Source organism: Marinobacter sp. CHS3-4 (assembly GCF_030053415.1).
Classification (GTDB): Bacteria; Pseudomonadota; Gammaproteobacteria; order Pseudomonadales; family Oleiphilaceae; genus Marinobacter.
This window is the reverse complement of the sequence record NZ_JASGBJ010000001.1, coordinates 1,598,648-1,613,680: the sequence shown is the minus strand read 5'-3', so window position 1 is coordinate 1,613,680 and position 15,033 is coordinate 1,598,648. Positions and strand designations below refer to the sequence as shown.

Here is a 15,033-nt window from a genome sequence, read left to right as displayed (position 1 = left end):
GGACTACATCTGACCTTTGGCGATCAGCAGCTTCCGTTCGTGGGAAAGCCCCTTCAACAGACCCCAGGTCATCACCAGCAAGATGACTGTGAAAGGCAAGCCAGCACTGATGGCGGTCGCCTGTATTGCACCCAGGGCGTCTTCGCCGCCGCCGAAGATCAGCGCCGCAGCAATGGCACCTTCCATAACAACCCAGAACACACGCTGGGCAGTCGGCGCATCGGTCTTGCCACCAGCCGTGATGCTGTCGATAACCAGCGAACCGGAATCCGAAGAGGTTACGAAGAACACCAGTACCAGGATAATGCCCACGAAAGACAGAATCTCGGAGAACGGCAGGTTAGTGAACATCTGGAACATCGCCAGCGACACATCCGTCAGGCCATTTTCGGCCAGTGCACCAATGCCATTCTGAATCTGCTGAAGTGCAGTGCCACCGAAGCCACTCATCCAGACCACTGTGATCAGAGTTGGAATCAGAAGAACCGCGGTGATGAACTCGCGAACCGTTCGACCGTTAGACACGCGCGCAATGAACATGCCGACGAACGGTGACCAGGAGATCCACCATGCCCAGTAGAAGACAGTCCAACCCTGGAACCAGGCTTCGTCTTCACGACCAAACGGGTTACTGAGAGGAACCACGTTTGCAACGTAGCTTGAAGTCGTGGTCCAAAGCGTTTGGAGGATGGCCATTGTGGGGCCCGCGAAGATCACGAAAAACAGCAGCACACCGGCAAGAGCCATGTTTACGTTACTCAGGATCTTTACACCACCGTCCAGGCCACGCAGAACGGAGATCAGCGCCAAGGCGGTGACACCCACGATGATTGCCATCTGGACGTTTGTGCCGGAACCGGTTTCAAACAGATAGTTCAGACCGGATGCTGCCTGCTGAGCACCAAAGCCAAGAGACGTTGCCAAGCCAAAGATGGTTGCTACGACGGCCAGTACGTCAATGATGTGACCGGGCCAACCCCAGACTTTGTCTTTCAAAAGCGGGAAAAAAGCCGACCGGATAGTCAGAGGCATGCCTTTGTTGAATGCAAAGAACGCCAATGACAGTGCTACGATCGCATAAATGGCCCAGGGGTGGAGACCCCAATGGTACATGGTGCCGCCCATTGCCAGGCGTTCTGCCGCCGGCGTATTGGCAGCGACGTTAAACGGTGTTTCATACCAGCCGGTGTAGTAGGCGACCGGTTCCGCAACACCCCAGAACATCAGGCCGATACCCATACCCGCGGCGAACAGCATTGAGAACCATGACAGGGTCGAGAATTCTGGCTTGGCGTCTTCGCCGCCTAGCCGAATCTTACCCATTGGCAGGAAAATCAATGCAAGACACACGATCACGAAGATGTTGGCACTTAGAAGAAAGAACCAGTCAAAAGTCGCGATAATGTCCCACTTGGCCCCATCCAGCATCTCCTTTGCCTCACCGGGGTAAATGAGAGTTCCAACCACAAACAGCACGACCAGCACTGCCGTAATCGGGAAGACGGGCGCATGGAGGTCCAATCCAAATTTCTGGATGTTATCCTGCCCCGCGACGTAGTCCGTCGAGTATTCGTCTTTCACTACTTCGCCCACGTTCTGAGCCTCCTTTAATAGCTACGGATTTGCATTCATGCTCTTTCGCTAAGTATTACAAAGCGTTTATCTTATTGGTTTGAGTTCAAAACATCAAAGCATCGCTATACTACGGATCGTCTTTAATCATAGACCAATTTCATAAATATGATTGAGTTACTGTATTAAACAGGGCCCGCTCTCAGTTCCGAATCATTTATCCCTGACCAGAGGTCGTCATGGCAAAAACAACCACCTTTCCCTTCCGCTACACCGTGTTTGTGGCCAGCGCGGCAGGACTACTGCTCTCAATACCGCTGAGCTTCTATCTAGGCGGATGGTATCTGGTACCTCTGGCATTTGCTGCGCTGACACTTCTGGGAACCTGGGATATGTTGCAGACCAAACGGACGGTGAGCCGTAACTACCCGATACTGGCCCATTTCCGTTATTTCTTTGAATCGATCGGGCCGGAAATTCGCCAGTATTTCATTCAGTCCGACACCGAGGAGCATCCTTTCTCAAGGGAGCAACGCGCGATCGTTTATCAGCGGGCGAAAGACGTGCTGGACAAGCGCCCTTTCGGCTCACAGCTTGGCATGTATGACGAAGGCTATGAGTGGATCAATCATTCAATGCGCCCCACCGAAATTGAGAACATCGATTTTCGCATTGAAATCGGCAAGCACTGCGAAAAACCCTACAACGCCAGCGTTTTCAACATTTCAGCGATGAGCTTTGGTTCGCTGTCTGCCAACGCCATTCTCAGTCTTAACGAAGGTGCCAAACTCGGCAATTTCTACCACGATACAGGCGAAGGTTCGATCTCCCGTTATCACCGCAAACCTGGCGGTGATCTGGTCTGGGAGATTGGTTCAGGATACTTCGGTTGCCGCCATCAGGACGGCACCTTCAATGAAGACATGTTTCAGCAGAATGCCACCCTTGATCAGGTAAAAATGATAGAGATCAAACTCTCTCAAGGCGCCAAGCCCGGCCATGGCGGCATTCTGCCCGGCGAGAAAGTGACGCCCGAAATCGCAGAAGCACGGGGCGTTCCTGTAGGCGAAGACGTGGTATCGCCGGCCAGTCACTCAGCGTTCTCCACGCCCCGTGAACTTCTGGAATTCATCGAGAAACTCAGGGATCTTTCAGGAGGTAAACCCGTCGGCTTCAAACTGGCAATCGGGCAGCCCTGGGAGTGGTTTGCGATCGCCAAGGCCATGCTGGAGACCGGCAAAAAACCGGACTTTATCGTTGTTGACGGCGGCGAAGGTGGTACCGGCGCGGCACCTCTGGAGTTCATTAACCGCCTGGGCACGCCCATGACAGAATCCCTGCTGCTTGTTCACAACACACTGGTCGGCATCAACCTTCGCGAGGACATCGCCATAGGCGCTGCCGGAAAAATCACGTCTGCCTTCGACATTGCCCGTACCCTGGCGCTCGGTGCTGACTGGTGCAATGCAGCAAGGGGCTATATGTTCTCCCTGGGATGCATTCAGGCGCTAAACTGCCATACCGGGCGGTGCCCCAGCGGCGTTGCCACACAGGACCCGAGGCGCGGAAATAAACTCGACGTGCAGGATAAGAGCCAACGAGTCTACAACTACCACAACAATACGCTTGAGGCACTGAGAAACCTGCTGGCGGCGTCCCGCCTCAATCATCCGTCCGAGTTAGGACCTGAGCACATCATCCGGCGCACGTCGAAAACCGAGGTCCACTCCTACCTCGACCTCTACACTTTTCTTGAACCGGGTGCCCTGCTCAAAGACGCGGAAACCGGCGACCGCACCTACGATACCTACTGGCCGGTCGCCCAAAGCGACAACTTTGAACCACCCCAGTTCATCAAAGATTTGCGAAAGACGAAATTGCACTAAAAATGGCGGTTGAGAGCGGCCGTGATGTTTATTTTTTCAGGAGGCTGGTGTAGACTTCGCTTCCGCTAAGCCACTGAGATTTCTCTCAAGTTTCCAAAGAGTATCGATGTGGCCCAAGCATTTCGGGGCGTGGCGCAGTCTGGTAGCGCACCTGTATGGGGTGCAGGTGGTCGCAGGTTCAAATCCTGCCGTCCCGACCAAACATCTAAAAAGCCAGAGGGAATCCTCTGGTTTTTTTATGGCTGATAGGTCACGGCGCGGTTCCTGCCTTCATGTTTGGCCTGATACAGCGATTTATCGCAAGCCAGCAGAAGATCTGCGACCGTCGCTAATTCGGGCCCGGAACATTCCAGTACGCCCGCGCTCAGCGTCACATGATAAGACTGCTCTTCTGAGGGTTTCAGCACGTGGTTTTGAAAGGATTCGCGAAGATCCTCCGCTAGCGTGTAAGCATCATTCAATCTGGTGTGAGGCATCAGAATCAGAAACTCTTCTCCGCCAATTCTGGCAAAACTGTCCGTCTCCCGAATCCGCGATTGAACAATCTCGGCAAACGCCCTGAGCACTTCATCACCAAAGACATGTCCGAAGTTATCGTTGGTCGATTTGAAGTGGTCAATGTCGATCGATATCAGCGAAAACGGCTGATCATAACGATGGTGGGCCTGCAATTGAGCTTCCATTTCCTTGAGAATGTATCGACGGTTAAAAGCACCTGTAAGTTCATCCGTCACAGACAGTCGCTTGAGCTCTTCCTCCAACCGCTTTTGTTGGTCGATATTGATGACCATGCCGTGCCACGTGACCGTTCCATCGGGGTCTTTTTCAGGGGTGGAAATGCCCCTTACCCATGAAGCTTTATTGCCAACAAGGACTCGGTAATCACACACCCATTCTGTCAAAGACTCGTAAGACTGCGTAATGGTTTGATTGACCATATCCAGATCTTCCGGATGTACTGCCTCGAAGACCTTGTCGGGATTCCTCACCCCGACCTCGGGCGGAAACCCATAGAAATCCTCGGTTTTCCGACTCATATAGGCGAAACTTCTTGAGCCATCAGCTTTCTGTACAAAGGTATAGATGATTCCAGGTAGCGATTCAGCGAGTTGGTCAAGCTGTTGCTGAGCTTGCTTGTATTCAGTGATGTCGCTGTGGCTTCCTACAAACCACTGATGACCGTCGTTGGGGTCGTTAAATATGACTCCTCGCGTGTGGATCCACCGCCAATCCCCTGACTTATGCCTCAATCGGACGACACAGTCATATTGGTCAGTCTTCTGTTCAAGCATGTCGGTGATCTTCTCAAGATTGGAATGTCGGTCCAGGGGGTGCAGAAGCTCCTCCCACCTCTTAACCGACATGGGGGCGACTTCGGACCATTCGTATCCGAGCATCTGAGCCCAGCGCTCGTTGATGTGAAATTCACCGGTGTCGATGTTCCATTCCCAGAGTCCGACGTTCGTGCTCTCCAGAAACGCGGCCAACCTTTCCCGGCTTTCCGACCTGACTTCAATCACCTTTTCTCACCATTGGCTCTGAATCGTTATCTGCAACCGCATCCGCGGAAATCTCCGAGGCCACTGGCGCTGGCCGATACCGGCTGAAATCCACGCCGGAAGCCCATTCCATGGCCAGATGGAACGGCAGGGGTGGACTGAATAAAAAACCCTGAAGAAAACGACAACCCATTTGCATGAGTCTTTCAGCGACTTGTACATTCTCGACCCCTTCTGCGACCACCTGCCGAGAAAAACTTTGTGACAATCCGACAATTGCCTTAACGATCAATTCGTCGTCTTCATCCTCCAGCATATCCATCACAAACGATCTGTCGATTTTAATTTCATTCACTGGTAAACGCCGAAACTGATCCAGAGAGGACACCCCGGTGCCAAAATCATCGAGTGAGATACTAACGCCCAGATCCCTGCATCGTTTCAGTTTGCCAATCACCTCGTCTGCCTCGTCCATTGCCGTGGTCTCAAGCACCTCGAGAACAAGAAGACTTCTCTGCTCCTTGGATAATGGGTTCATCGCCTGGGAGAGGTCACTGATAAACTGCCGTCCGAGAAAATGAGTCGGGCTAAGATTGATACTGATCGAATAGGATAGATTCTGCTCACTTAGCCATAGAATCTTGTTCACCGCATCAGCAATCACAAATCGACCCACCGCCGAGGCGTACTCGGTGTATTCAAGGTAATCAAGAAAGTGAGCGGGAGAAAGCAACCCCTGCTCGGGATGATTCCAACGGATCAGCGCCTCAAAACCCTCAACCGATCCGTTCAGAAGGTCTATTTTCGGTTGATAAAACATTTCCAGTTCGGCTTCCGACAGCGCCAAATCCATCTGCTCAAGCACGGTTGTCTTGAGTTTTCTGCTCTGATGCTCCTTGAGATCAAACACCTTGTAGCAATTCTTGCCAGCGTCCTTCGCTGCGTACATCGCCTGGTCTGCATGCCTCAAAAGCAAATCGGGATCCACGTTATCATCGGGGTAAATGGCAATGCCCATGCTGCCGGATAGATTCAGCACCTTTCCTTTGATCGTGATCGGTTTACAAATCGCCTCCAGGACTCGTCCATAAATTCGCTCGTCGTCAATATCGCGCATGATCGTGACGAATTCGTCGCCGCCGAGTCGCGACACAACGTCCTCGTCTCTGAGCACGCCTCTCAATCGCTCTGCGACGATCTTCAAAACGGCGTCACCGATGGAATGACCATATTCATCGTTTATGGCCTTGAAACCGTCCAGGTCCAAGAAACAGACCGAGACCCGGCCCTGGCGGTCGTTCGCCTCGGCTAACTCCTGAATAAACAACTCAGTGAGCCGTCTGCGATTAGGAAGACCGGTCAGCTCATCGAAGTTGGCTGCTTCCTCAAGTTTGCTGTGGTGAGCCAGCTTCTCCGAATACAGCTGGCTTCGATCGATGAGCAGTCCGACCGTCTGAACTAAAGGCTCAAGCTCGGCGACCAGTTCGTGGGAGTATCCGGCAACGCGATTAGCCAGGCCCACCATCCCGACGTGCTGATTGCCGCTGTATACGGGAATCGACAGGTAGGATTCCAGCGGCGGGTGTCCTGGGGGCAGTCCGCCTCTTCGAGGATCATGCCCCGGATCGTCGGAGATGAGCACCTCCCCGCTGATCATCGGTTTACCAATTAGAGTGTCAGTGCGGTCGAAAATTAGCCCACGGCGCTTCAATTGCTGATAAAGCGCCTCTGTTTCCGGACTCCAGGCAATGTTTGTTATCGCGCCAATTTTAAGAAATGGAGAGCCCTGCTGCTTTTTATGGATCTCGCCAATAAAGCCGAATTGGCTGCCCGTTAGCGACAGAAAATCCTCCAGCATGATCTCATACGCAGCCTCTTTATCTTCGCTGGTTAAGTAAACCGTCTGCGCTCTTCGAATGGCGCGACTCAAGGCCGACACCTCGACAAACTCGTTGGGTGACGCTCCCCATAACGAACGCTCCAGCTCGTCTTCCACAATGCTGGCCAGGTTCCTGAGCACATCGAGATCAACCTGAGACGCATCGCGGGGCTTGTCATCGATAATGCAGAATGAGCCGATTTTGAATCCTCCCGGCTCGCGTACGGGCACCCCAGCGTAAAACCGAACGTGAGGAGGATGAGTCACAAGGGGATTTTTCTGAAAGCGAGGGTCTTTGAGCGTGTCTTCCACAACAAAAACCCCATCGTTCCGGATGGTGTAATCGCAGAATGCAATTGATCGAGGTGTTTCCGTGACCCCCACGCCCTCCTCGGACTTTAACCACTGACGATCCATGTCAACCAGGGAAAAGAATGCGCCTTTGGCGTCGTAATATTTTCGGGCAATGCGCGTCAGCCGCTCAAAACGCTCCTCTGGCGGGGTATCGAGTAGACCCAACCGATTCAACGCAGCAAGACGACGCTGCTCAAGGTATGAGGTATCGTTCTCGCCGCCAGGCACTGAATTCGCGTTTTCCTGGACCAAATCTACTTCCTTTTAAAGGACTGAGCGGAAATCCCTGGCCTTTCCTGTACCGCCTGATGCTCACCAACTGCACTACTAAAGAATAATTGAAAGTCTCACTTATATCGAGAAATACGCTTACTTGCTTGGATTGGTTCGTAGCGCCCATCTTTCGCCAACAAAAAAACCGAAGGTGAACCTTCGGTTTTTTATCATCAATGCGGTTTGTTCACTTCACCGGCGAATTGAGTACGTCCAGTACTTCTTCCAGCTCGGTAATCATTTGCCGAATCAGCTGTTTGTACTGTGAGGTGTCATCTTTCACCTCATGGCTGCTCAACTTCTGCTTGGCGCCGCCAATGGTGTAGCCCTGGTCGTAGAGCAGACTACGGATCTGACGTATGGTGATGACGTCAGCCCGCTGGTAATAGCGACGGTTTCCACGGCGCTTAACCGGTGACAGCTGCGGAAATTCCTGCTCCCAATACCGAAGGACGTGAGCCTTCACGGCACAGAGATCAGCAACCTCACCGATCGTAAAATAACGTTTACCCGGTATCGCGGGTAACTCGTTGTTATGACTGGGTTCCAGCATACGCTTCTACTTTTTGCTTCAGTTTTTGTCCTGGACGAAACGTAACGACGCGCCGTGCACTGATGGGTATTTCTTCGCCGGTTTTGGGGTTTCTGCCCGGCCGCTGCTTCTTGTCTCGCAGGTCAAAATTGCCAAATCCGGACAACTTCACCTGCTCGTTATGGCTTAATGCGCCTCTGATCTCATCGAAAAAAGCTTCCACCATTTCCTTGGCTTCACGTTTGTTCAGACCCAATTCTTCATACAAACGCTCTGCCATTTCCGCTTTCGTCAAGGCCGCCATTGATCAACTCCTTAATGTTGCCCCCAGCTCTTGTTTCAGCGCGTCAATAACACCGTTGAAGAGCGAGTGCACCTCTTCCTCATTAAGCGTGCGCTCAGGATGCTGCCAGAACAGGCTGAGGGCGAGGCTACGATTGCCTTCACCCAGGCTTTCGCCTTCATAGACATCAAACGCACGCAATGCCGTCAGGGTGTCGCCGGCGTGCTTTTTCGCAACACGCTCAACGTCTGCAAACCCAACATCGCTTCCAATAATGATAGCCAAATCCCGTCGAACTTCCGGAAATTTCGAAATATCTTTGAAATTAGGCACATAACCAGAAACAATCGAATTCAAGAATAGCTCAAACATCAGGATCGTGCCATTAAGTTCAAGCTTTTTCTGAACTTGCGGATGCAGAGCGCCGAGCCAACCCACGGCCTCGCCGTCTCGGAACAATTCCGCAGTCTGCCCGGGGTGCAAGGCAGGGTGTTGCCCAGAAGAAAATTCAATGTCGATTCCAAGCACCCGGAATAATCCTTCCAGCTCTCCTTTTACATCAAAGAAATCGGCAGTTCTGCGACCGTTTGCCCAGTTTTCGGGTAACTGATTACCAACCACAACGCCCGCCAGCATGGGCTGCTGATCAATGGCATCGCCGTTCTTGCGGAACTTGAGGCCGGTTTCGAACAACCGAATTCGTGACTGTTGCCTGTTCTGGTTGTACGCCACAGTCTTAAGAAGACCGCTCCAGAGACTGGTGCGCATCACAGACAGATCCGACGAGATCGGGTTGGCCAGCGCAATGCCGTCGACTTCCGGATTCACCAGGGACTGCACTTTCGGGTCTACGAAGCTATAGGTGATGGCCTCCTGGTAGCCACAGTCAACAAAGTAATTCTGAATAGCCGAGACCGGTCGAACCGCTTCTTTTTGCGGACGCAGCCCCAGAGACCCTGTGGGTTCGGTAACGGGAAGATTGTTGTAACCGTAGATGCGACCGATTTCTTCGATCAGATCCTCTTCTATGCTGATATCAGGGCGAAAACTCGGCACGTGCACCCGCCAACCGTGTTTCAGCAGCTTATCAATGTGCAAGCCGAGTCGAGTCAGGATTTCCTCAAGAATGGTGCGATCGATTTCGATACCCAGCACGTCCGCCACGCGCTGCTCGCGTAGGTCGATCACCCGCTCTTGCGGCAGATCCTGTTTGCTGGCCACTTCCACAACTTCACCGGGCTCGCCGCCAATGATCTCCATCAACAATGCCGTGGCGCGCTCCATGGCATCCCAGGCCAGCTTGTAGTCAACACCACGCTCGAACCGGTGCGAGGCGTCCGTATGCAAACCGTAATGGCGGGCTTTGCCTGCCAGCGTGATCGGATCAAAATACGCCGCTTCCAGAACAAGATCCCGGGTTTTGGGGCTGACACCGGAATGCTCACCACCCATCACGCCAGCAATGGCGATTGGCTTGGCATGGTCAGCAATGATCAGAGTGTCTGCGGTGAGCTCAACTTCCTGGCCGTCCAGCAAAACCAATTTCTCGTTCGCCTTTGCCATGCGAACCACGATACCGCCTTCAATTTCCTCACGGTCGAACGCATGCATGGGCTGACCAAGCTCCAACATCACATAGTTAGTGACATCTACGGCGGCATCAATGGAGCGAACGCCACACCGACGGAGCTTTTCCTGCATCCACAGAGGCGACGGAACACTCAGATCGACGTTCTTGAGCACACGCCCGAGGTAGCGCGGACAACCTTCTGGGGCACGAACGGCAATTTCGGGTACTTCAGAATGAGTTGCTTCAACAGGCGTAATGTCCGGCTCTTCAACCAAAAGGCTGTTCAAAACGCCAACCTCACGGGCAATGCCCTTGATGGACAGGCAGTCGCTGCGGTTAGGCGTCAGATCCACGTCGATGGTAACGTCATTCAGACCTAGGTATGCATCGAGAGCCTCGCCCGTAGGTGCATCCTCAGGCAGTTCCATCAACCCTTCATGATCGTCCGACAAACCCAGCTCTGAGGCAGAACACAGCATGCCTTCTGATGGCTGACCTCTCAGCTTTGCTTTCTTGATCTTGAAATCGCCCGGCAAAACGGCGCCAACAACCGCAAACGGCACTTTCAGCCCGTCCCGAACATTGGGCGCTCCGCACACAACCTGTACATCCTGGCTGCCGTCGCTCACCTGACAAACGCGGAGCTTGTCCGCATCCGGATGGGGCGCTACAGAGCGAACCTCACCCACAACAACGCCCCTGAAATCACCGGCCACGGGCTCAAAACCATCGACTTCCAGACCCGCCATGGTGATCTGGTCCATCAATGCCTGTGTATCATTCGCCGGGTTGACCCACTCGCGGAGCCACTGCTCACTGAATTTCATGGTATCTGCCTTGTTCTGGAGCTTTTAACGGATTCTTTCTTACAGTGACGGAGTTATCGGAACTGACGCAGGAAACGCAGGTCGTTTTCGAAGAACATCCGCAGGTCATTCACGCCATAACGGAGCATGGCCAAGCGCTCAACGCCCAGGCCGAAGGCGAAGCCACGGTACTCTTCCGCATCAATGTCGCAGTATTCGAACACCTTAGGGTGAACCATCCCGCAGCCCATTACCTCAAGCCATTTGATGCTGCCGTCTTCTTCCCGACCCCATTCAATGTCAACTTCCGCAGAAGGCTCGGTAAACGGGAAATAGGATGGCCGGAAACGCACTTCCAGATCTCGCTCGAAGAACACCCGCAGGAACTCCTCGACGGTGCTCTTCAGGTCGGCAAAGCTAACGTTTTTCTCAACCAGAAGCCCCTCAACCTGGTGAAACATCGGCGTGTGAGTCATATCCGAGTCGCACCGATACACACGCCCCGGACAAATCATCCGAAATGGTGGTTTGCCAGCCTCCATGGTACGGATTTGAACCGGTGAGGTGTGGGTACGCAACAGAGTTCCGGGATTAAAATAAAACGTATCGTGCATAGCACGCGCTGGATGATGACCAGGGATATTGAGCGCCTCGAAGTTGTGGTAATCGTCTTCGATCTCAGGCCCCTGTTCCACGGTGTAGCCAGCTTTGGAGAAGAACTGTTCAATTCGCTGGAGGGTTCGGGTGACCGGGTGCAGGCCGCCAAGATCCTGGCCACGACCTGGAAGAGTAACGTCAATGGACTCGCTGGCGAGTTTCTGTTCCAGAGCTGAGCGCTCCAGATCATCCCTGCGAGCATTGATCGCCTGCTCAACCTGCCCTTTGGCTTCGTTGATTTTCTGCCCGGCGGCCGGACGCTCTTCGGCAGAAAGCTTGCCCAGGGTTTTCGCCTGCTGGGTGATCACACCTTTCTTGCCCAGGTATTCAACGCGGATCTGATCCAGTGCTTTCAGATCTTCGGCTTTTTCAACTGCTGCCAGGCCGTCCTGAACGAGTTGATCCAGGTTTTCCATTGCCCCTGCTCCAATCCAGAAATGGAATGCTCTAAACAAAAATAGGGGAAGAGCGTGCCCTTCCCCTATCACAAAGCGTCTTGATCTTACCCAAGACGCTTGAATCGATCACTGATCGATGAAAGAGCTAAGCGATCACAGTGACGCTTTGGCCTTTTCTACGACAGCAGCAAACGCCTGCTGCTCGTTCATGGCCAGGTCAGCCAGAACCTTGCGATCAATTTCGACGTTAGCCTTTTTCAGACCAGAAATCAGACGGCTGTAAGACAGGCCGTTGGCGCGGGCGCCGGCATTGATACGGGCAATCCACAGGGCGCGGAAAGCACGCTTGCGGTTGCGACGGTCGCGATACGCATATTGATGCGCCTTGATAACCGCCTGTTTGGCTACACGATAGACGCGACTACGCGCTCCGTAGTAACCCTTGGCCTGATTCATAATCTTCTTGTGACGACGACGTGCTACCACGCCACGCTTTACACGAGCCATACTATAATCCTTCTACCTTTAAACCTTTTCAGGAATCGTTAGCGGCTGATTCAGCCAGCTGTCATACGCTTGATGGAAGCCACGTCGGACTTGGCGATCAGCTTCGTACCACGGAGCTGACGCTTACGCTTGGGGCTCTTCTTGGTCAAGATATGACTGGTGAAGGACTGCTTGTGCTTGAAGCCAGTCGCGGTTTTCTTGAACCGCTTGGTGGCTCCGCTTTTGGTTTTCATCTTGGGCATTTTTTAAAACTCCGCATTCTATTTTGGATAACATAAATGTGTCCCTGAACGACAAATCCCCCGCGATCGCGGGGGACCGTGTCTAAATCAGGTTCACTTCTTCTTGCGGGGCGCCACTACCATGGTCATCTGGCGGCCTTCCATTTTCGGCCGCTGTTCTACCTGGGCAAGCTCTTCAATATCCGTTTCTATCCGGTTCATGAGCTTCATACCAATTTCCTGGTGTGCCATCTCACGTCCACGGAAGCGGATAGTAATTTTGCCGCGGTCCCCGTTTTCAAGGAAACGTATCAGGTTGCGTAGTTTGACCTGATAATCCCCTTCTTCAGTTCCTGGTCGGAACTTAAGCTCTTTGACCTGCGTCTGCTTCTGTTTCTTTTTCGCAGCCGCTTTGGCCTTCTTCTCGTCGAAGATTTTTTTGCCGTAGTCCATTATTTTACAGACGATCGGATCGGAATCCGTAACCTGAACCAGGTCAAGAGACGCTTCTTCGGCCTGCTTGAGGGCGTCTTCGATCGGCACTACGCCGACTTGGTTGCCATCCGCATCGATAAGACGGACTTCAGTTGCGTCAATGTTCTCATTGATTGGCGCCTTTGGCGCACGTCCCCGATTCGCTCGCTGTTTAATAATTAGATCTCCGTTTTGTTTCTGCCTTTACGTTCGATTTCGTCAGCCATTAGCTGTTCAAACGCGTCCAGCGATAGAGTACCCAAATCCTCCCCTTTGCGGGTTCTCACCGCAACGGCGTTGTTCTCGACCTCTTTATCGCCGACAACAACTAGAAAGGGCACTTTGTTAATAGTGTGCTCGCGGATTTTAAAGCCGATCTTCTCGTTTCTCAAGTCAGCATTAACCCTATACCCCAGAGAATCCCACTTTTTTGCCAATTTCTGGCAGTAGTCGCGCTGATTATCGGTAATATTCATCACTGCAATCTGGGTTGGTGCCAACCAGGTCGGAAACGCACCTTCGTATTCCTCGATCAGAATACCAATGAAACGCTCGAAAGAACCCAGCACCGCCCGGTGAAGCATCACCGGGGTTTTCCGCTCGGAATTGTCGGCCACATACTGGGCGCCAAGGCGGCCAGGCATGGAGAAGTCCACCTGGATGGTGCCGCACTGCCAGACCCGACCGATACAGTCTTTCAGAGAGAATTCGATCTTCGGGCCATAAAACGCACCTTCACCCGGCAACAACTCCCATTCCACCCCTTCGCGGTTCAGGGCTTCTTCCAGTGCTGCCTCCGATTTGTCCCAGACTTCGTCAGAACCCACCCGCTTTTCCGGGCGAGTCGACAACTTATAAAGAATCTGGTCAAAGCCGAAATCTGCGTAGATTTCGTGCAGCATGCCGATAAAAGCCGACACTTCCTTCTGGATGGCGTCTTCTTCACAGAAAATGTGGGCGTCATCCTGAGTAAAACCACGCACCCGCATCAGGCCATGCAATGCGCCGGACGCTTCATTCCGGTGGCAGGAACCGAATTCCGCGAGTCTCAGGGGTAGATCCTTGTAGCTTTTCAAACCCTGGTTGAACACCTGCACATGGCAGGGGCAATTCATCGGTTTGATGGCATAGTCGTGTTTCTCGGACTCGGTGGTGAACATGTCGTCCTTGAACTTGTCCCAGTGCCCTGACTTTTCCCAGAGCGAGCGGGACACCACCTGGGGCGTCTTGATTTCACGGTAGCCATAATCATGCTGCTTCTGACGCATGTACTGTTCCACTTCCTGATACAGGGACCAGCCATCCGGGTGCCAGAACACCATTCCCGGCGCTTCTTCCTGCATGTGGAAAAGATCGAGTTTCTTGCCAATTTTACGGTGATCCCGCTTCTCGGCCTCTTCGAGGCGATGCAGATACGCCTTCAGGTCTTTCTTGTTGCCCCAGGCGGTGCCGTAAACACGCTGTAACTGCTCGTTGCTGGTGTCGCCTCGCCAGTAGGCACCCGCTACCTTGGTCAGCTTGAAGGCCTTTAGCTTGCCGGTGCTCGGTACGTGTGGGCCGCGGCACAGGTCGATAAAGTCGCCCTGCTGATAAAAAGACAGGTCTTCATCACCGGGGATATCCTCGATGATGCGAACCTTGTATTCCTCGCCCATTTCATCAAAGAGTTTGACGGCTTCATCACGGGACAACACAGAACGCGAAACCGGAATGTCCTGCTTGGCCAGTTCTTCCATGCGCTTTTCGATGCGGCTCAGATCTTCGTTGGTAAACGGCCGATCGAATTTGAAATCGTAGTAAAAGCCGTTATCCACCACCGGGCCAATCGTCACCTGTGCGGATGGGAACAACTCTTTAACCGCCATGGCCATCAGATGGGCGGTGGAGTGACGAATCACGTCTACGCCTTCTTCGTCACGATCCGTGACAATCGCCAGTTCGGCATCTTCTTCAATCGGGAAACTGGTATCAACGAGCTTGCCGTTCACTTTGCCGGCAAGGGCTGCCTTGGCAAGACCGGCGCCGATATCGGCAGCAACGTCATGAACGGTAACGGCTTCGGAAAAACTGCGATGGCTGCCATCAGGCAGAGTAACAACTGGCATGATTGTCTCCTGTTAAC

General features: G+C 53.0%; 12 protein-coding genes and 1 tRNA gene. 2 read left to right on the top strand and 11 right to left on the bottom strand.

All coding sequences use genetic code 11. The features are described 5' to 3' along the window. Positions 1-3 precede the first annotated feature (3 nt). Positions 4-1,593, bottom strand: coding sequence for a BCCT family transporter (locus QLQ17_RS07415; protein WP_283208904.1), 1,590 nt, complete (start codon positions 1,591-1,593; stop codon positions 4-6). Positions 1,594-1,811: 218 nt separating this feature from the next. Here QLQ17_RS07415 and QLQ17_RS07410 point away from each other — a divergent pair, with 218 nt between their 5' ends. Together QLQ17_RS07410 and QLQ17_RS07405 are read left to right on the top strand one after the other, a co-directional pair. Next, on the top strand, positions 1,812-3,458 hold the full coding sequence (locus QLQ17_RS07410; RefSeq protein ID WP_283208903.1) for an FMN-binding glutamate synthase family protein: 1,647 nt from the start codon (positions 1,812-1,814) through the stop codon (positions 3,456-3,458). A gap of 123 nt (positions 3,459-3,581) precedes the next feature. Further along, positions 3,582-3,658, top strand: a tRNA-Pro gene (locus QLQ17_RS07405). Positions 3,659-3,694: 36 nt separating this feature from the next. Here QLQ17_RS07405 and QLQ17_RS07400 read toward each other — a convergent pair. The 10 genes from QLQ17_RS07400 to thrS all read right to left on the bottom strand — a co-directional run bounded on the left by QLQ17_RS07400 (position 3,695) and on the right by thrS (position 15,016). Next, the gene (locus QLQ17_RS07400; RefSeq protein ID WP_283208902.1) at positions 3,695-4,978 is read right to left on the bottom strand and encodes a GGDEF domain-containing protein; all 1,284 of its coding nucleotides are present in this window, start codon (positions 4,976-4,978) and stop codon (positions 3,695-3,697) included. Further along, positions 4,971-7,442 carry a sensor domain-containing phosphodiesterase gene (locus QLQ17_RS07395; protein WP_283208901.1) on the bottom strand — a complete coding sequence of 824 codons (2,472 nt, stop codon included), beginning with the start codon at positions 7,440-7,442 and terminating at the stop codon, positions 4,971-4,973. The genes QLQ17_RS07400 and QLQ17_RS07395 overlap by 8 nt, the downstream gene beginning before the upstream one ends. 208 nt (positions 7,443-7,650) lie before the next feature. Next, positions 7,651-8,016: a MerR family transcriptional regulator gene (locus QLQ17_RS07390; protein ID WP_283208900.1), complete on the bottom strand. Its 366-nt coding sequence runs from the start codon at positions 8,014-8,016 to the stop codon at positions 7,651-7,653. After that, positions 7,997-8,299: an integration host factor subunit alpha gene (gene ihfA, locus QLQ17_RS07385; RefSeq protein WP_007151838.1), complete on the bottom strand. Its 303-nt coding sequence runs from the start codon at positions 8,297-8,299 to the stop codon at positions 7,997-7,999. Before ihfA ends, QLQ17_RS07390 begins: the two co-directional genes overlap by 20 nt. Positions 8,300-8,302: 3 nt before the next feature. Further along, positions 8,303-10,675 (bottom strand): phenylalanine--tRNA ligase subunit beta, encoded by a 2,373-nt coding sequence (gene pheT, locus QLQ17_RS07380; RefSeq protein ID WP_283208899.1) that lies wholly within the window; start codon positions 10,673-10,675, stop codon positions 8,303-8,305. Between the two features lie 53 nt (positions 10,676-10,728). Beyond that, on the bottom strand, positions 10,729-11,727 hold the full coding sequence (gene pheS, locus QLQ17_RS07375) for a phenylalanine--tRNA ligase subunit alpha (protein WP_283208898.1): 999 nt from the start codon (positions 11,725-11,727) through the stop codon (positions 10,729-10,731). Between the two features lie 135 nt (positions 11,728-11,862). Continuing rightward, positions 11,863-12,216 (bottom strand): 50S ribosomal protein L20, encoded by a 354-nt coding sequence (rplT, locus tag QLQ17_RS07370; RefSeq protein WP_283208897.1) that lies wholly within the window; start codon positions 12,214-12,216, stop codon positions 11,863-11,865. A gap of 50 nt (positions 12,217-12,266) precedes the next feature. Next, positions 12,267-12,458 carry a 50S ribosomal protein L35 gene (gene rpmI / locus QLQ17_RS07365; RefSeq protein ID WP_088828864.1) on the bottom strand — a complete coding sequence of 64 codons (192 nt, stop codon included), beginning with the start codon at positions 12,456-12,458 and terminating at the stop codon, positions 12,267-12,269. Positions 12,459-12,551: 93 nt separating this feature from the next. Continuing rightward, positions 12,552-13,088 carry a translation initiation factor IF-3 gene (gene infC / locus QLQ17_RS07360; RefSeq protein ID WP_283209059.1) on the bottom strand — a complete coding sequence of 179 codons (537 nt, stop codon included), beginning with the start codon at positions 13,086-13,088 and terminating at the stop codon, positions 12,552-12,554. Between the two features lie 2 nt (positions 13,089-13,090). Further along, positions 13,091-15,016, bottom strand: coding sequence for a threonine--tRNA ligase (thrS, locus tag QLQ17_RS07355; RefSeq protein ID WP_283208896.1), 1,926 nt, complete (start codon positions 15,014-15,016; stop codon positions 13,091-13,093). Positions 15,017-15,033: the final 17 nt, after the last annotated feature.